The 18,545-nt window shown below is 73.8% G+C and carries 7 protein-coding genes; 5 read left to right on the top strand and 2 right to left on the bottom strand.

Annotation, left to right across the window (positions count from 1 at the left end):
- Positions 1-146 precede the first annotated feature (146 nt).
- A complete protein-coding gene (locus tag ACZ3IJ_RS03430; RefSeq protein ID WP_467465982.1) occupies positions 147-12,485 on the top strand; it encodes an amino acid adenylation domain-containing protein in 12,339 nt (4,112 codons plus the stop codon).
- 6 nt (positions 12,486-12,491) lie between these two features.
- Here the strand turns inward: ACZ3IJ_RS03430 and ACZ3IJ_RS03425 are convergent, their stop codons facing one another.
- Together ACZ3IJ_RS03425 and ACZ3IJ_RS03420 are read right to left on the bottom strand one after the other, a co-directional pair.
- Positions 12,492-13,019, bottom strand: a complete 528-nt coding sequence (locus ACZ3IJ_RS03425) for a GtrA family protein (RefSeq protein WP_467465981.1) — start codon at positions 13,017-13,019, stop codon at positions 12,492-12,494.
- 352 nt (positions 13,020-13,371) lie between these two features.
- Positions 13,372-13,884 carry a GNAT family N-acetyltransferase gene (locus tag ACZ3IJ_RS03420; RefSeq protein ID WP_467465980.1) on the bottom strand — a complete coding sequence of 171 codons (513 nt, stop codon included), beginning with the start codon at positions 13,882-13,884 and terminating at the stop codon, positions 13,372-13,374.
- A gap of 326 nt (positions 13,885-14,210) precedes the next feature.
- On the opposite strand from ACZ3IJ_RS03420, the gene ACZ3IJ_RS03415 reads away from it, so the two are divergent.
- From ACZ3IJ_RS03415 to ACZ3IJ_RS03400, 4 genes are all read left to right on the top strand, one after another.
- Complete coding sequence (locus tag ACZ3IJ_RS03415) at positions 14,211-14,624, top strand: hypothetical protein (protein ID WP_467465978.1); 414 nt, start codon at positions 14,211-14,213, stop codon at positions 14,622-14,624.
- Positions 14,625-14,750: 126 nt separating this feature from the next.
- Positions 14,751-16,367 (top strand): MFS transporter, encoded by a 1,617-nt coding sequence (locus ACZ3IJ_RS03410; RefSeq protein WP_467465977.1) that lies wholly within the window; start codon positions 14,751-14,753, stop codon positions 16,365-16,367.
- Between the two features lie 145 nt (positions 16,368-16,512).
- The gene (locus ACZ3IJ_RS03405; RefSeq protein WP_467465976.1) at positions 16,513-16,803 is read left to right on the top strand and encodes a DUF3040 domain-containing protein; all 291 of its coding nucleotides are present in this window, start codon (positions 16,513-16,515) and stop codon (positions 16,801-16,803) included.
- Positions 16,804-17,243: 440 nt separating this feature from the next.
- Positions 17,244-18,389, top strand: coding sequence for a S1 family peptidase (locus ACZ3IJ_RS03400; RefSeq protein WP_467465975.1), 1,146 nt, complete (start codon positions 17,244-17,246; stop codon positions 18,387-18,389).
- Positions 18,390-18,545: the final 156 nt, after the last annotated feature.

Here is an 18,545-nt window from a genome sequence, read left to right as displayed (position 1 = left end):
TCCGGTCGCCGGCCGGCGACCCCCGACCGGTCGTGCGGCTCCCGCCTCCGTCATCATTGCCGCAGACCAGACCGGCCGGGGGCGGGTGGTCGTTCCCGCGTTCGGTGCGGGGCGGCCCGTCGTCGGGCAGATCCACGGGGGCGTTGATGCGGGGCGACGGCGAGAAGGTACTGCTGGACGTGTTGGCCGGTGCGGCCGGCGCGGCACCCGACCGGGGGATCGTTTATGTGGACGGTGACGGCGGCGAGCGGACCGTCACCCATCGCGCGCTGCTCGCCGACGCGCTGCGCGTCGCGGGCGGGTTCCTCGACGCGGACCTCGCGCCGGGCAGCCCCGTGGTGCTGCCGGCGGACCGGAGCGAGGAGTTCCTGCCGCTCTTCTGGGGTGCCGTCGCCGCCGGACTCGTACCCGTGCCGCTCGCCCCGGACGTGCGGCGGGTGCTGCCCGTCTGGGAGTTCCTGGGCCGCGCGCCGGTGGCCGTCGGCGCGTCCACGGCGCCGCTGCTCGACGCCCTGCCCGACTCCGTGCGCTCTCTGACGCTTGACCGGCTGCGCGCCCACTCCGTCCCGCGACGGCTGCCGGAGCGCGCGCCGGACGACGTGGCGTTCCTGCAGTTCTCCTCCGGAAGCACGGGCGCGCCCAAGGGGGTCGAACTGACCCACGCGGCCGTGCTGGCCAACCTGGCGCAGATCCGTGCCGCCGCCCGCATCACCTCCCGGGACGTGCTGGCCACCTGGATGCCGTACTTCCACGACATGGGCCTCATCGGCACGCACCTGGTCCCGCTGTCCGCCCGGATCAAGCAGGTCCGGCTCGAACCGCTGACGTTCGCCAAGCGGCCCGCGCGGTGGCTGGAGGCGGCGGCGCGGCACGGGGCGACCCTCCTGTCGGCGGCGAACTTCGCGCTGGCGCTCGTCGAACGCCGCGTACCGGAGGACACGCTCGCCCGTCTCGATCTGACGCGGGTACGGATGATCCTTGTCGGCGCGGAACCGATCTCCCCGGCCGTGTGGCGCGCGTTCGTCCGGCGGATGCGGCCCACGGGCCTCGCGGCGGACGCGCCCCAGCCCGTGTACGGCCTCGCCGAGGCGACGCTGGCCGTGACGTTCCCGCCGTCCGGCGAGGTGGCGCGACCGCTCGTCCTGGACCGGGCCGCGCTCAGCCGCGGGCGGGCGGTCGACACCTCGCCCGGGCCGGACGCGGTCGAGCTGATGGACGTCGGCGTCCCCGTGCCCGGATGCGCCGTGCGGATCGCCGGCGACGACGGTGAGGCGGTCGAGGACCGTCGCGTCGGCCATGTCGAGGTCCGGGGTCCGCAGGTGGCCCGTGGGTACCACCGCGCGCCGGAGGCGACGGCGGGCGCCTTCGCCGACGGCTGGCTGCGCACCGGCGACCTGGGGTTCCTGCGCGAGGGGCGGCTCTGCGTGACGGGGCGGTCCAAGGACGTCGTCTTCGTCGACGGGCGTACGTTCCACGCGGCGGATCTCGAGGAGGTGGCCGCCGGCACACCGGGCCTCGGACGGTGCCCGGTCGCGGTCGTGGGCTCCACCGACCCCGCGGACGGCGGTGAGCGGGTGGTCGTCTTCCTCGCGCCCGCGCCGCCTCTCGCCGCCGTGTCCCGGGCGTTGCTGCGGGAGGTCGGCGCGCGCGTGCGCGAGGCGCTGGGACACGACGACGTACGGGTGTTGGCGATGCCCGTACGCGGGATTCCGCGAACGACCAGCGGGAAGGTCCGGCGCGGTGTCCTGCGCGAGCGCTTCGAGGCCGGGGAGTACCCGGAGATCGCGGGCCGGCGGGCCACCGGGGTGACGGGGTCCCTGCCGACGGTGGTTCGCGGTGACGGTGGCGGTGACGACCACGGTCATGGTGGTGAGGGCCACGTGGAGAACGGCGCCACGCGGGACGGCGTCGTGCTGTCGCCCGCGCCGTCGCCCGCGCCGCGGTCCCGACGGGACGTCGAGACCGGCGTGCTCCGCGTCTGGGGTCAGGTACTCGGGCTGCCCGTGCGGGCGATCGCCCCGCACGACGACTTCCGTGCGCTCGGCGGCGGCTCGCTCAAGGCGATGGAGGTACTCGCCGCCCTGGAGGACGAGTTCGGCGTGGCTCTGCGTCCGTCCGACCTGCGCGACCACGCCACGGTGGACGCGCTCACCGGGCTGATCCTCGCACGCGACACCAGGGCGGACGGCTCCGCCCGCTTCCCCGCGCTCCCCGCGGCACCGACGGTCCCCGCCGCCGGCCCGGTCGTGGCTGTCACAGGCCTGGCCTGCCGGTTCCCCGGTGCCGACTCCCCGGAGGCGTTCTGGGAGCGGCTCGTCGAGGGCTACGACGCCGTCACCGCCGTACCGGACGGACGGTGGCCGGATCCGTCGGACGGCGACGGCCGCCGGGGCGCGTTCCTCGACGAGCCGGCGGGCTTCGACGCCACGTTCTTCGGCATCGGAGACGACGAGGCCCTGGCGACCGATCCTCAGGCGCGGATCCTTCTGGAACTCGCGCACGAAGCGCTGGAGCGAGCCGGCCACGCGGGTTCACGACGGCGCGGCCGCCGGGTGGGCGTGTTCGTCGCGGCCGGGGACATCGCCTACCGGCAGGTACTCGAACAGACTTACGATGAAACGGAGTTGCCCGTCGCCGCGCTGACCGGGAACCTCCCCAACATGCTCGCCGCCCGCGTCGCGCAGTGTCTCGATCTGACCGGACCCGCGCTCGCCGTCGACACGGCGTGCTCCTCCGCGCTGGTCGCCCTGCACCTGGCGCGCCGCAGCCTGCAGGCCGGGGAGTGCGATGTCGCGGTCGTCGGGGGCGTCCACCTCAACATGACGCCGACCGGATACTCCCTCCTCGAGAAGGCACAGGCGCTGTCCCCGACCGGCCGCTGTCACGCGTTCGGGGCGGCAGCCGACGGCTTCGTCCCCGGAGAGGGCGGGGCGGCGCTCGTCCTGACCCGGCTCGACGAGGCGGAGCGCGCCGGAGATCCGGTCCTCGCGGTGCTGCGCGGCACCGCCGTGAACAACGACGGCCGCTCCCTGAGTCTGATGGCCCCCAATCCCCTGACGCAGCGTGAGGTCATCACGCAGGCGTACCGCGACGCGGGTGTCGACCCCGAGAGCGTGTCGTACGTGGAGGCGCACGGGACGGGAACGCCGATCGGCGATCCGGTGGAGGTGCGCTCGCTCGCGCACGCGTTTCCGCCGCGCGCCGACGGGCGTCCCCGGCTGCTCGGCTCCGTCAAGACCAATGTCGGACATCTGCTCAACGCCGCCGGTATGCCGAGTCTGGTGAAGGTGGTCCTCGCTCTCGGTCATCGGCGTCTGGCGCCGTCGCCGCTCCAGGGCTCCCCCGCGCCCGCGCTCGATCTGGCGGGTGCCGGTTTCGCCCTGGTGGAGGAGGTACGGGACTGGGACGAGCCGGGCCCGCTCGTGGCGGGGGTCAACGCGTTCGGCTTCGGCGGCACCAACGCCCATGCCGTACTGGAGGAGGCGCCCGTCAGGCCCGAGGAGAGGCGGTCGCCGTCGCGGGGTCCAAGGCTGCTCACCCTCTCGGCGCACGGACCCGAAGCGCTGCGCACCGCGGCTTCCGCCCTCGCGACCCATCTGCGGAACCACCCCGGTCTCGACGAGGGCGATGTCTGCGCCGCCGTCGCCGCCGCCCGTGACGAAGGGCCCGACCGGCTCGCCGTCGTCGCCGACGGAGATCTCGCCGCCCGCCTCGAAGCCCTCGGTGACAGCCTGGGTGACGACCTGCGTGACGACCTGCGTGACGGTCCGGCCGGCGGCGTCCGCTCCCGGGCGCGCCTCGTCCTCCTCCTTCCCGGCCAGGGCGTGCGGCCGCACGGCCGGGCCCGCGCCCTGTACGCGGACGCGCCCGCCTTCCGGGAGGCGCTCGACGAGGCGTCCGACCACGTGGGCCTGATCGGTGGGCGCACGCTCGCCGCCTGGTGCCTCGACTCCGATGTCTCCGCCGAGGCGATCGCCGGCACGGACATCGCCCAGCCGCTCCTCGTCGCCTACGGAGTCGCCCTCGCCCGCCAGGTGCGGGCGTGGGGGATCACTCCGGACGCCGTCGCGGGCCACAGCGTCGGCGAGATCGCCGCCGCATGCGTCGCCGGGACCCTCTCGCTCGCCGACGCCGTACGGTTCGCCGCGGAACGCGGGCGTCTGATGGCGGAGTTGTGCGCCCCCGGCGCCATGGCGGCGGTGCGCGGTGACGAGGCGGCGGTCGCCGCCCTGGTGGCCGGCTCGCGCGGCGCGCTGAGCGTGGCGGCGGTCAACGGCCCCGACCAGGTCGTCCTGGCGGGCACCGGGGCGGCCGTGGAGCGCGTGGTCGCCGAGCTGTCCGCCCGCGGAATCGCGGCACGCGGGCTCGCGGTGTCCCGGGCCTTCCACTCCGGCTTGATGGATCCGGCGCTCGCCCCGCTCGCCGAAGCCGCCGGAGCCCTCACCCTCCGGCCCTCGGTGACACCACTGATGAGTACGGTCACCGCAGGATGGCAGCCGGTCTTCGATCCGGCTCATCTGCGTGACCATGCCCGGCAGCCGGTCCGGTTCGGCGCGGCCGTGGAGCGCCTTCTCGACGACGGGTACGACACGTTCGTCGAACTCGGCGCCGCCTCCCTGCGCGGTTCCGTCCGTGCGGTCGCGGCGGCGCACCCGCGCGGAGCGGGGGCGCTCGCGCTCACCGCCGGGAACGAGGACGGCGCGCGGGGGCTGCTCGCGACGGTGGGCCGGCTCTGGCAGCGCGGAGTGCCTCTGGACCGTACGGCCATGGACGCCGGCCGGGCCAGGACCGCGGTGCCGACGTACCCCTTCCAGCGGCGCCGCTACTGGCCGGCCGCCGCTCCCGCGCCCCGACCGCTGCTCCACCGGTTCGTCTGGGACGACGCCCCGCTGACCGTCGGGTCCGTACCGCGCGTGGTCCTGCTGGCCGGCCCGGACTCGCCGCTCGCCCGCGCGTTCGCGGACCGGCTCACCGGGCGGGGTGTCATGGTTCTGCGGGCCGGGGACGCGCCGGCCGGCGGTGGCGCGCCGGCTCCCGCGGCGGCCGTGCTGATCGCGGGCCCGGCCGTGGAGCCGGACTCCACCACCGCGCTCGACGCGGCGCACCGCACCATGGTGGCCGGGCTCCAGGAGGTGCTGCCCCACCTCGCGCACCACCGCCCGCGGGTGCTCGTCGTCACGGAGGACGTCCATGTCACCGATGCGGGGCCGGAACGCCCTCGCCCCGCTCAGGCGGTCCTGACCGGGCTGACCTTGGCACTGGCCGAGGAGTCGCCGGGCGTCGCGGCCCGGAGCGTCGACCTGTCCTCCCTGGACACGGTCGACGACCGTCTCGACGCGCTCGACCTCGAACTCGCCGCCCGTCCAGGGCCGTCGGGCGACGGTGTCCGCCAGGCGGCCGTCGCGTGGCGTGCGGGACGGCGCCTCGGCCGGACCACCGAGCCGGTCGCCACCGGCGCCGCATCGCGGTCGCGGGATCGCGGCGGCCCGGGCGCACCGCACTCGGCTCAGTCGGAGGCGCGGCCGGAGGCGCTGCCGACGGACGGCGTGTACCTCATCACCGGGGGCGCCGGTGGGGTCGGGCGCGCGCTCGCCCGCGATCTCGCGGCACGCGGGCGCCCGACCCTGGTGCTGACCGGCCGCTCGGCGGTGCCGCCGACCGGGCTGCTCGCAGAACTGCGATCGCTCGGCGCCACCGTGGAGTACCGCGCCGCAGATGTCTCCCGCGAGGCCGACGTCGACACCCTGCTGGCCGGTCTGCCGTGCCTGGACGTGCTGGTGCACGCGGCGGGGGTGGTCCGGCCGGGCAGCCTGCGGGCGAAGACGCCCGACGAGGTGGCCGAGGTCCTGGCCGCCAAGACGCGCGGCACGGCACTGCTCGCCCAGGGCCTCCGCGCGTACGACCTCCGCCCGGCCCTGTGCGTCGCCTTCTCCTCGGTCGCCTCCGTGCTTCCGGGCCTGGCGGGCGCGATCGGCGACTACGCCGCCGCAAACGCCTACCTCGACGCCTTCGCCTCCGCCGAACGCGCGGCCGGCCGGCCGTGGCAGGCGGTCAACTTCGCGGCGCTCGCCGGGGAAGGCCTGGCAGCCGCCGCGGGGCCGGCCACCCGTGCGGGAGACGGTGCGGATGGTGCGGGTGGCGTCGGGCGCGGGCCCGCGCCGCTGGAGACGGGCGCGGCGCTGGAGGCCTTTCGGCGGGCTTGTGGCACGGACGCGGCCCGGTTGCTGGTGGCCGACCTCGATGCGGCCCCCTCGCTCCGTACCCCGGCCGACGCCCACCGCTTCGTACCGGTACCCGCGCCGCCCCGGAACCCGCGGGCGCTCGCGGCCACGACCGCCCACGCCCCACGCACCGGATCGGACCGCACCGGTCTGTCGGACGTGCTGCGGCGGTTGCTCTCCGAGGCGCTGCTCGTGTCGCCGGACGACCTCGGCGACGACGTACCACTGCTCGGCCTGGGTCTGGACTCCCTCATGGCCGTCGACCTCGTCAAGCGGCTGGAGAAGGAGCTCGATCGCTCCCTGCCCATCACCCTCTTCTTCGAGCATCGCACGCTGGGTGAACTCGCCCGCCGGCTCGGCTCGGAGGAGCCTTCCGCCGTGCCGGGGGCCCCGACGTCGCAGGCGGAGGAGGTGGTGGCGGTCGAAGGCCGTGCCTTCCCTCTGACGCCGGTCCAGCTCGCCTTCCACACCCAGAGCCGGCTGTACCCGGACGTCGCCGCCTACGGGTACGTGACGCAGGAGGTCCGCGGCCCTCTCGACCCGGGCCTTCTCGGCGTGGCGCTCGGTCTGCTCGCGGACCGCCACCGGATGCTCCGCATACGGATCCACCCCGGACAGCAGCCGACGTCCAGGCCCACGCCGACGTCCACGCCCACGCCCACGCAGGAAGCCGTGGAGTCCGACGGCGGCCAGCGGACACCGGACTGGTACGAGGTCCGCGACCTGCCCGGCGTCCACTCCGTCGAGGAGGAGCTGCGGCAGCTCGAAGAGGCCCTGTGCAACCGCCCGTCCGACCTCGCCGTCGAGGCTCCCGTACGCGCCGTGCTCGCCCGGACCGCGAACGCCCACGCCGACCGGGACACCGCCCATCTCGTACTCGTCGTGCATCACGCCGCCGCCGACGGGTTCAGCCTGAACCTGCTCGGCGAGGAGCTCTGGACGCTCTACACAGCCCTGGCCCGAGGGCGCTCCCCGGAACTCCCCGCACCCACGACCGACTTCGCCGCGTATGCCGCGCGCGAACAGGCGGAACGGTCCGAGTCCGCCCTCGCCGAGGACCGGGCGTACTGGCGCGAGGTGCTCGCCCGCAGAGGTGAACCGCTCGCGCTGCCGTACGACGGAGATCCGCTGGCCCTCCCCGAACCCCCTCTCGTCGCCCACCAGACAGCCCCCGGTCACGATCTGACGGCTGCACTGCGCGCATCGGCGGCCGCGCACGACGTGTCCCTGTTCCACCTTCTTCTCGCGGCCTACGCCCGCTGTCTCTCCCGCTGGGGCGGCGGACGGCAGGACGTGTCCGTCAACGTCGCGCGAGCACGCCGCGACATCAGGCTGAACGGGATCGACCGGCTGGTCGGACCGCTTGCCGACACCCTGCCGATCCCCGTCCACGTCGGACCGCACGACTCGGTGCACACGCTCGCGGCACGGCTGCGCGACGCGTGGCCCGAAGCGGAGCGACACGGCCGGCTCACGAGTCTGGACCTCGCCCGGCTGCTGCCCCCGGACGGGGCGGGACCCCGGACGGCGGGGCACGCCTCGTTCAGCTTCGCGCGGTTCCCGGTCTCCCTGGACCCCGACTGCCCGGTCGAGGTCCGCCCGACCGCAGCCGGAACGGCCTCCGCCGCCACCCGGCTCAGCCTGCTGTGCTGGGAGTCCGACGGAGCGCTCTCGTTCTCGTGGAACTTCCCCGCCCGGCTCTTCGACCGGGTCACGGTCGCCCGGCTGGCCGACGAGCACCTGGCCGAACTCGTGGCCGCGACCGCCGACGCCGGCATCGCCGTCGCCGTGCCCGCCCGCGCTGCGCGGATTCCGCTGGCCCCGTCCCAGTCCGTCCCTGCTCCCGGAGCGTCGGACATCGTCGCCCGCCTGCTCGGGCAGTTCGCCGCGACCCCGGACCGGGCGGCCGTCGACATGGGCGAGGGGTCCGTCCTCACGTACGCCGGACTGGACCGGGCGTCCGCTGCGCTCGCCGACCGACTGCGGGCCGACGGCGTCGCACCCGGTGACCTGGTGGGCCTGCTGACCGAGCCGGGCGCGGACGCCGTGGCGGGCGTGGTCGGCATCCTGCGGGCCGGGGCGGGCTGGGTTCCGCTCGACGCCGCCCATCCCCGAGCACGGCTGGCGGACCAGCTGCAGCGGTCACGTACCCGCGCGCTGGTCTGTCACGCGGCGACGCGAACGACGGCGTCGGAGCTCGCCTCGGACGCCGGTGTCACCCTCGTCGCGGCCGACGCACCCTCCTCTGCCCCCACCCCCGGGCCGGCGCCCGAGCCCGAGCAGGTACGTGACGGGTCCGACGGTCCCGGGCGCACGGTTCATGACCCCGGTCCGGACTCCGTGGCGTACGTGATCTTCACCTCCGGCTCGACGGGCCGCCCCAAGGCGGTCTCGATCACGCGTCGTTCGATGACCAACTACCTGGACTGGGCGCTCTCCGCCTTCGGGTACGGCGAGGGTGACCGGCTCGCCCAGACGGCGTCGCTCTGCTTCGACGCGTCCGTACGCCAGCTCCTCGCGCCGCTGCTGGTCGGGGCCACGGTGGTCCCCTTCTCGCCCCAACTCCTGCGGGACCCCGACACGCTGCTCGACCGGGTCGAGCAGGCACGGATCTCGGTGTGGAGTTCGGTTCCGAGCCTCTGGTCACGGCTCCTCGAAGCCGCCGAGACACGGGTACGGGGCGGCGCGCCGGCGCCGGACCTCTCGGCGCTGCGCTGGATCCACGTGGGCGGTGAGGCGCTTCCGCCCTCCCATGTGCGCCGCTGGTACGACCTGTTCGGGCCGGGGACCCGGATGGCCAATCTGTACGGGCCGACCGAGGCCACGATCAACGCCACGTTCCACATCGTCGACGAGCGCCCCGCCGACGACGTGCGGGCGCTGCCGATCGGCACGCCCCTCACCGGCACGGAGATCGACGTGGTGGCGGCCGACGGCAGGCGCTGCGCACCGGGTGAGCCCGGTGAGCTGCTGATCGGGGGCGTGGGGCTCACACCGGGCTACCTGCACCAACCGGAGCTGACCGCCGCCGCGTTCACCGAGCGCGACGGACGCCGCTGGTACCGCAGCGGTGACCGGGTCCGGCAGGACGAGAACGGCGTCCTGGACTTCCTCGGGCGGCTCGACGACCAGGTGAAGATCCGCGGGCACAGGGTGGAGCTGGGCGAGATCGAATCGGTACTGCTGACACATCCCGCGGTGGCGCGCGCAGCGGTGGTCCACAGGGACGAACGGCTGAGCGCGTTCGTCGAGTGCAGGCCGGGCGTCGCGGCACCGGACTCCACGGCGCTCCGTGCCCATCTGGCGCTGACACTGCCGCCGTACATGCTTCCGGCCCGCATCCACCTGGTCGACGACCTCCCCCTGACGGGGACCGGGAAGATCGACCGCGGCCGGCTGACGGCACCGGCTTCTTCAGGGACGCCCGCGCCGCCGCCCGCCGACACCACGGCAACCGTCCACACCACGGCACCCGTGGACATCACTTCCGGGCGGACGCTTCCCGCGACGCCGACCGAGGTCGTGCTGGCCCGTGTCTGGTCCGAGTTCCTCGACGGTGACGAACTCCGGCGCGAGGACGACTTCTTCGCGCTGGGGGGCGACTCCCTGCTGGTGCTTCAGGTGTTCGCCCGGCTGCGGGAGGAGATCCCGGTCCTGCCGAGGCCTACGGCCGTGTACACCCATCGCACGCTGGCAGCGCTCGCCGCGGCCATCGACCGCGCGGCCATGGATCACGACACCACCCGACCGGCCGGGGCCGCCACAGACGCCGCACACGGTCCTTCCCCGTTCCCCCTGGCCCCCTCCCAGCGCGGGTTCCTCCTCGCGGAGGCCATGGCGCCCGGTTCGCACACGGCGTGGCTCGCCTGTCTGCGGGTCGACGGCCCCCTGCGGCCCGAGCTGTTCCAGCGGGCCGTCGACGCCGCGGTCGCGCGCCACCCGATGCTGCGGACCGTCTTCCCCGCCGGCGCGCGCCCACCGGTCCAGCAGGAACTTCCGCCCACTCTGCGACTCCCCGTCGAGTTCGAGACACTCGCCGATCCCGGCCTCCTCGACGCACGGCTCGCCGAGGAGCGCGAACGGCGCATCGAGTCCTGGGCGTGGCCGCTGCTGCGACTGCGGCTGCTCACCCTCGGGCCCGACGAGCACGCGCTCGTCGTCCACGCCCACCACCTGATCGGCGACGGTTACAGCGTGGCGCTGCTCGGGCGGGAGCTGCTCGCCGTCTACGACCGGCTCATACGGGGTGAGTCCGCCGAACTCCTTCCGCTGCAGGGCACTTTCCGTGACCACGTGGCCCTTCGGGAACGCATGGCATCGTCCGGGACCACCTCCAGGGCCCGGGTCGACGCGCCGTACCGCCGACCGGCTCTCGGGTTGCGCGGCTCCGGTGCGCCCGGCCAGGGCCGTGCTGTCCGCCCGTACCACTCGACGGGTTTCACGCTGGACGCGGAGCAGGTCACGAGCCTGCGCCGGGTCGCCACCGCGGCGAGCACGACGCTCTTCGCCCCGCTCCTCACCGCGTACTACCGGACGCTGGCCGCAGTGACGGGACAGGAGGATCTGATCCTCGGCCTCGCGGTCTCCGGGCGCGACGACGCTCAGCCGGACGCCCACCGGGTCTTCGGCCCGTACGCCGCCGCCGTGCCGATACGGCCGGGTGATCCGTCTGTCGAGCGGACGGGCCGTACGTTCGACGAGGACCTGCGCGCGGTCGTGGCCGAGGCCGAGGCGGCCCGTGCGCACGGAGACCACGCGCCGCCGCAGGGCGGGGGGCTGCCGCCCGCGGGCCAGTTCTTCTTCACGTTCCTGGACTTCTCGGCGCTCGGCCCGCTGCGCGGGGACACGCTGAGCATGAGGTGGGACGACGGCGACGCGGTCCTCGCGCCGCCTCCTGTGGGAACGGACACGTTCCTCGCGGTGCGGCCGGTCGGTGAAGGGGAGCTGAGGGTGACGCTGCGCGCGTCCACGGCCGCCTTCCCCGGCGAGTCGGCCTTCGTCGCGTTCACCGACGCGCTACGGAGCGAGTTGGCCGGGGCGGCGCGTGCCGGGGCACAGCCGCGCGGGACGACGGCCCCGCACGGGGCGAAGCCAGTGGTGAGCGTCCTGGACTCCGCGCTTGTCGGGTACCTCCCGCCGCCCGCTCAGCTCTTGGCGCTCGCGTCGCACGGACCGCAGAGCTCGATCAGCCGTCCAGGAGGTCCGGCGACCGAGGCGGACTCGCGTGAACTCCTGCGTCGGATGCTGTTCCCGGACGGACGCCCGCGACTCGTGGAGGAGATCGGCACGCCGCTCGGCCGTTCCGGGTTCGTCTGCCTTCCGCTGTTCGCCGACGAGTTGGCGTCGACGTCCGGCCTCGCGGCCCGCACGGCCCGAGCCGTCGAGTACGCGTCGTCCCTGGGCGCGCGCTGCGTCTCGCTGGCCGGCATGATCCCGTCGCTCACCGCGTACGGCTTCGGGGTCCTGCGCGAGACGGAGACCCGGACGGCCCGTACGACGGCCGTCACGACGGGGCACGCGGCGACCGTGGTGTCCGTGGTGAAGACCGTGCACGCCGCGCTCGCGCGGACCGGCCGTGAACTCGCCGATCTCGTCGTCGCCGTGGCCGGCCTGGGCTCCATCGGCGGCTCGTCCCTGGAACTGCTCCTGACCCTCGCGTCCGAGCCGCCCGCCCGGCTGCTCCTGTGCGACGTCGAGGGCAGCGCGCCACGCCTGCGGAGGCTGGCGGATGACCTGGTGGCCCGCGGTCTGGCGCGCGACGTCGTCGTCCACGAGGCGGATCCGGCCCTCCCCGCGGCGGTGTACGAGGCCGACCTCCTGGTCACTGCCGTGAGCGGGGGCGGCTCGGTACTGGACGTGTCGAGGCTCCGGCCCGGTGCGATCGTCGTCGACGACTCCTTCCCGCACTGCTTCGACACCACGACGGCCCTCGCCCGGATGCGGGAGCGGCGCGACGTCCTCATCGTGGGCGGCGGCCTGCTGTCCGTCGGCCCGGTCGAACGCCGTACGGCTCCGGGGCTGCCGCCGGCGGCAGCGGAGGGGTACGCGGCGCGGACGTGGCTTCCGGACACGATCGCCTCGTGCCGACTTGAGTCCCTGCTCCACGCGGCCGACCCCGGACTCCCCCTGGTCCACGGCCTGGTGGACACCCGGCTGGCGCAGGCGTACTGGCGGGGAATGGAGAAGGCGGGTGTCGAAGCGGGTCCGTTGCACCTGCTCGGGCACGAGGTGGCGCGGGAGGACGCCGGCCTGGACGGCTTCTAGGACACCTCAGGCGGCACGGCAGAGTGCCGCGGGGTCGGTGGGGGGCGTGGTGCGGGGCACGGTGGCGGGCACACGTAGGGCGTGGACGGTGGGCGCGGACCGCGAGCGGGTGCGGGCGAAGACGACCAGGCGCAGTACGGCGAACCGTGCGACCCCGGCGAGCGCGGAGGCGGACAGGTAGACGGCCTGTTCGACCACCGCGCCGGGGTCCGCCACCAGGTGCCGCAGGACGAGCATCGCCATGCAGGTGACCGCGTACGCCGCCGCCGCGGATCCGGCCGACTGCGCGTGCTGGCGCCGTGTCGCGCGCCTGCCCGCGCCGAAGGTGAAGCGGGCGTGCAGCTCGGTGGCGAGGAGCGTGGAGACCACGGTGATCAGGGCATTGGCCAGGACCCAGGGAATCCAGGAGGCGAGGGCCACCACGGCGAAGCTGGAGGCGAGCCCCACGCCGCCCCCGCAGAGTACGAAACGGGCGAAGGCCGCGAAGGCGCCGGGTGCCGTCTGCTGCCGGCACTGGCCCTGTGCTGTCTCCATGGTCCGCCCCCTCTGTCGACCCACCCCACCAAGCGCGCGACCGCGACCTGCGTGGCCGGAGCGCGCATGCATGATGCCATCATGGCGCATGAATGGCGCCATGGCGAGTCACTTCTGGCGCCGAGCGAGCGGGGAACCGCCCATTGGCACCCAACGTCGCAGCTAAATGGGCATTCAGCCCTGGCGCCAGCCCTGCGGAATTCATGACGGACACGAAGCGGCGGACCGCATCTCGCCCGCTGGCACCGGACATGACGCCAGATGTGGCGCCACCCAATGAGGGCGACGGAGCACTGCTCCGCCCGCGGAGCCTGTCGGGTCGCGCAGCGGCCCGGACGGGCGCCGTGGAGCGTCAGCGCACCAGTTCGGCCGCGAGGAGGTCCATCAGGAGGCCGTCGTGCCAGGTTCCGTCCGCGCCGCGCTCGTACTGGCGCATCACCCCGACCTCACGGAAGCCGACCTTCGTGTAGCAGCGGATCGCCGCCGCGTTGTCGGCCGCCGGATCGATCACGAGCCGGTGGTAGCCCTGGGCGTCGACGAGGTACGCGGCGAGGGTGCGCACGGCGTCGGTGCCCAGGCCCCTGCCGTGCACCGACGGGTCGAGAAAGAGGTCGATCCCGGCGTGCCGGTAGTCCGGCTCGTCCTCGGAGTACCACTGGATCATCCCGACGATCCCCCCCTGGTGACGGATGGTCAGGCACCGTACGTCAGGGTCCTCCAGATCGGAGGCGACCTCCGCCGCCAGATCGTCGTCGCCGCGCCAGCGCTCCCGTACCTCCGGCGTCGCCCGGATGGCCGCGAGGGCGGGAACGTCCTCGGCGACGGCGGGACGGAGAACGACGGAAGCGCCGTACAACTCGGTCATACCCCTGACACTACCGGCCCGCCCCGAGGGGCCTCCGCCCCGCACGCACCCGCCCCGCACGAGCGGACGATCACCTCGGCGGGTCTTCGTCCGTCGGTCCGTCGACGCCCACCAGAGGGCGGTCATCGCCGCGGAGCCTGGCGAACAAGATCCCGGCGCGCCCGGCGGATCGAATCGTCGCCGGTTCCCGAAGGCACAGCGCCGGATCAGCCGTAAGCCCCGGGCCGGTGGGCTCGCTCGGTGCGGGGGTGTGGCCTAATGGCAGGACCGGGCCGCCTCGGGCGCAGGGCGGCGCGGCCCGACCGACCAGGAGCGATGAAGGATCCATGACGCTGAATGAGGGACGCCGGGTGCGGCTGGCGGCCGAGTTGAGGCTGACCGGGTCGCCGGTTCCGGTCCGCGAGACCGAGGCGGGCGCGGATTCGCCGGCGGGCGCGGTCGCCGTCACCGGCTCGCTGGGCCTCGCGGCCGGGGTCGAAGGCACCGTCGAGCGGGTCGACTCGTACGAGAACGAGCAGAGTCACGAGGTCCGCGAGTACCTCCGGCTCACCTCCCTCCGCGACGACTTCGGCCACCAGATGCCTCCCGGCAGCCGCGGGCAACTGGACGAGCAGATCGCCTCGTTGGAACCGGCCTGGCAGGCGCACCTGAGGCAGAAGGACCGGGTGACGGTGCGCGTCCGCCTCGACAACGGTTTCGTCCTCGACGACGTACCCGAGCACTTCTTCACCGCCCTCTGACCCCGGCTCCCGAGGTGCCGCGGCGAGAGAAGGCGGGCACCGTGGACGTGCCGCCCCGGCTGCTGGAGGTGTGTTCCCTCCCGGCCGGGGCACTCGCAAGAGGCATCTCGACCGGGAGAGGGAGACATGAGCGGGGAATCGAAGCCGGCCTCCGTGCCGGCCTCCACAGGCACCGTGACCACCGCCGTTCCGGCCCGGCTCGACCGCCTGCCGTGGTCTCGCTGGCACTGGATGATCGTGATCGGCCTCGGCACCGTCTGGATCCTGGACGGACTCGAGGTCACGATCGTCGGCAACATCGCCGGCCGCCTCGCCGAGGAGGGCAGCGGTCTGGACATCACCGCCGCCCAGGTCACCGGAACCGCCGCCGCCCTCTACGTGGCGGGCGCGTGTTCCGGCGCCCTGTTCTTCGGCTGGCTGACCGACCGTTACGGCCGCAGGAAGCTCTTCATGGTGACGCTCGTGGTGTATCTCGCGGCGACCGCGCTCACCGCGCTGTCGTTCGAGTCATGGTGGTTCTTCCTCTGCCGCTTCTTCACCGGCTTCGGCATCGGCGGCGAGTACGCGGCCATCAACTCCGCGATCGACGAGCTGATCCCGTCCACGTACCGCGGCCGCGTCGACCTGATCATCAACGGCAGCTACTGGCTCGGAGCCATCGGCGGCGCCCTGCTCTCCATCGTCATGCTGGACACCGACATCTTCGCCATCGACATGGGCTGGCGGCTCAGCTTCGCGCTCGGAGTCGTCCTCGGGCTGGTGATCCTGCTGGTCCGGCGGAACGTGCCGGAGAGCCCACGATGGCAGTTCATCCACGGCCGTGGCGACGACGCGGAGAAACTCGTGTCCGCCGTCGAGCGGGACATCGAGCGGGAGCACGGTCGGCCGCTCCCGCCGCCGCAGAGCGAGATCACCATCCAGCAGCGCCGCAGCATCGGGTTCGGTCTGATCGCGAAGACGGTCTTCGCCCGCTATCCGCGCCGTGCCGTCCTCGGTCTGTCGCTCTTCGTCGGCCAGGCGTTCCTGTACAACGCCATCACCTTCGGCTTCGGCACGATCCTGATCACGTTCTACGACGTTCCCACGGGCAGCACCGGGTACTACTTCGCCGTCATCGCCGCCGGAAACTTCCTCGGGCCCCTCTTGCTGGGCAAGCTGTTCGACACGGCCGGGCGCCGCATCATGATCTCGTCCACGTACATCCTGTCCGGCCTGCTGCTGTTCGGTACCGCCTGGCTCTTCGACCGCGACGTGCTCACGGCGACCACGCTCACCGCCTGCTGGTGCGTGGTGCTGTTCTTCGCGTCGGCCGGCGCGTCGAGCGCGTACCTGACCGTGTCGGAGATCTTCCCGATGGAGACCCGGGCGATGGCCATCGCGTTCTTCTACGCCATCGGTACGGCCGCCGGCGGCATCAGCGGCCCCCTCATCTTCGCGAGCCTCACCGAGTCCGGCGTCCCCTCCGAGACCGTGCTGGCCTTCCAGATCGGCGCAGGGCTGATGTGCGCGGCCGGGCTCGTCGCCGCCTTCCTCGCCGTGAAGGCGGAACGTCGCTCCCTGGAGGACATCGCCGAGCCGCTGTCGGTGGCACACGGCACGACGCCCAAGAAGACCCCGAGCGGCCCGGGCAGGAGCGGCACGCCCACCACGAGCGGCTCCACGGGCTCGACGGGCTCCGGCGGCGCTGCGGGCCACGGTCCCCACGGGGCCTCCCAGGGCGGCGACTCCGCCGCCCCTCGCTGACGCCCGCGCCATTTCCCGGCAGACGGTCGTGCGCCCCGCGCGCGATCAGGACAGCATGCGGCCGAGCGTGAATACTTGAGGAGGCGGGGGAACGGAGGCGAAGCACTCGCCCCCTGGGACCCGGAGCGGTATTGAGGCGGTCGCCATGAGTCACCCCGCGGATGACCAGCGCATACTTGCCGAGATCGAGCATGACCTCAGTCGCGACGACCCGGCACTCGTGGCCTTGGTGGACGCGCTGAACAAGCAGTTCCCCGGGCAGCCCACACCGTCCGCACCGCCCGGCGAGGTCCGCGCGCCGCGACATCGCGCGCGTCTCGTGATAGCGGTCGCGCTGGTCGTCGTCGCCCTCGTGGGGCTCGTCCTCATCGCCGTCCTGGGCGGCGGCCCGTCCACGCCGCCCGACGTGAACGACGGAGTGCCCACGACCTGGTGACCGACCGACCCCACACCCGGCGCGAGAGACGGCCGGGCCGTCAGGCCATGAGGGGCGGCATGGCGGGCTCGTGTCCCGAGTCATGTGCCCGTTCCTTTGTGGGGTGTTGAGGGCGTTCACGCGTCCGATCTCCCCGGCCACCGTCCGGTGCTCCGCCCCACGGCCCCGCCCCATCCTGCCCCGAACACCCGCTGGACGGCGTCCACTCGGGCTGCCGACCCCCCGCCCGGCAGAGCTTCGACTCATCGCATCGCTGAACGTCGCTGAACGTCGCATCGCTGAACGTCGCACCGCGCCCCCGATGACCGCCGTCCCCGACGGCTTGTCGACAGATCGACGTCTCCTGGTATGGACCTGACAACCCATCCCCGTTAGCGTGACCTCCGGAAGCGTTCTGAGAGCGCTCTCATGCGTTCGACTCCCCCACATCTGGAGGCTTCGTGAAACGCACCACCTTCCCCCTGCCCGCCGCCCTCGCGGCTCTGCTGATCACCGTCGGGTTAGGCGCCACACACGCACCGCCGGCCCAGGCCGTCCCCCCGCCCGTACCCCCTTCCGCCTCCGCCGGGCTCCTGGAGGCCATGCAGGAGGACCTCGGCCTCACGGCCGAGCAGGCCGAGGAGCGGCTGCGGGCCGAGAAGTCCGCGGCGGCTGTCGAGCAGGACGCCCGTCGGGCCGCGGGCGCCGACTACGGCGGATCGTGGTTCGATCCGGCGGCCGGGCGGCTCGTCGTCGCGCTCACCGACCGGTCGGAGGAGGCCGAGGTACGCGCCCTCGGCGCCGAGACCCGGCAGGTCCGGCACAGCGCCGCCGCGCTGGACCGGGCCAAGTCCCGGCTGGACGCGCTCGCCGCCCCCACGGGCGTCGCCGGCTGGCACGTCGACCCCCGGGCCAACAGCGTCGTCGTCACGGTCGTGCGCTCCGAGCGTTCCGCACCCGCCGTTCGCGCCTTCGTCGAGCAGGCCCGTTCGAGCGCCCCCGTCACCGTCGCCGAGACGGCGCAGGCGCCGCGCACGTACGCCGCCGGCACGGTCGGGGGCGACCCGTACTACACCGGTAACGTCCGCTGCTCCATCGGCTTCTCCGTGTACGGCGGATTCGTGACGGCCGGGCACTGCGGACAGGCGGGCGCCGCGGTGCGCGGCTGGGACGGCTCCGCGATGGGCACATTCCAGGGTTCGTCGTTCCCCGGCAACGACTACGCCTATGTGAGCATCCACAGCGGCTGGTGGACCGTGCCCGTCGTGCTCGGCTGGGGCACCGTCCCCGACCGGCTCGTGCGCGGCTCCGCGGTGGCTCCGGTCGGCTCGTCGATCTGCCGCTCGGGTTCCACGACGCGGTGGCACTGCGGCACCGTCCTGGCGATGAACGAGACCGTCAACTACAGCCAGGGCGCCGTCCACCAGATGACCAAGACCAGCGTCTGCGCCGAGGGCGGCGACTCCGGCGGCGCGTTCATCAGCGGGGACCAGGCGCAGGGCGTCACGTCCGGCGGATGGGGCAACTGCTCGTCCGGCGGCGAGACGTGGTTCCAGCCGGTCAACGAGATCCTCGGCCGCTACGGGCTGACACTGCACACCGCCTGACGGCCCGTCGACCGGTCCCACGTCTAACCGGTCACACGTCGCACCGGCCTCACGTCGCACCGGTCACGCGTCGAGGGCGCCGCCGGCCAGGGCTTCCCGGGAACGCTCCCCCGTGCCCGGGAAGCCCGTCGGGGCGACGGTGACGGGTACGGTCGG

It is taken from the genome of Streptomyces sp. NPDC013317, from assembly GCF_055563155.1.
This window is presented reverse-complemented; position numbering and strand designations above follow the sequence as displayed.

What these genes read in the sequence shown, in the direction of transcription:
- ACZ3IJ_RS03410 (WP_467465977.1), top strand. Translation starts at nt 14,751, where the DNA reads ATGAGCGGGGAATCGAAGCCGGCCTCCGTGCCGGCCTCCACAGGCACC.
- ACZ3IJ_RS03425 (WP_467465981.1), bottom strand. Translation starts at nt 13,019, where the DNA reads ATGGAGACAGCACAGGGCCAGTGCCGGCAGCAGACGGCACCCGGCGCC.
- ACZ3IJ_RS03405 (WP_467465976.1), top strand. Translation starts at nt 16,513, where the DNA reads ATGAGTCACCCCGCGGATGACCAGCGCATACTTGCCGAGATCGAGCAT.
- ACZ3IJ_RS03420 (WP_467465980.1), bottom strand. Translation starts at nt 13,884, where the DNA reads ATGACCGAGTTGTACGGCGCTTCCGTCGTTCTCCGTCCCGCCGTCGCC.
- ACZ3IJ_RS03415 (WP_467465978.1), top strand. Translation starts at nt 14,211, where the DNA reads ATGACGCTGAATGAGGGACGCCGGGTGCGGCTGGCGGCCGAGTTGAGG.
- ACZ3IJ_RS03430 (WP_467465982.1), top strand. Translation starts at nt 147, where the DNA reads ATGCGGGGCGACGGCGAGAAGGTACTGCTGGACGTGTTGGCCGGTGCG.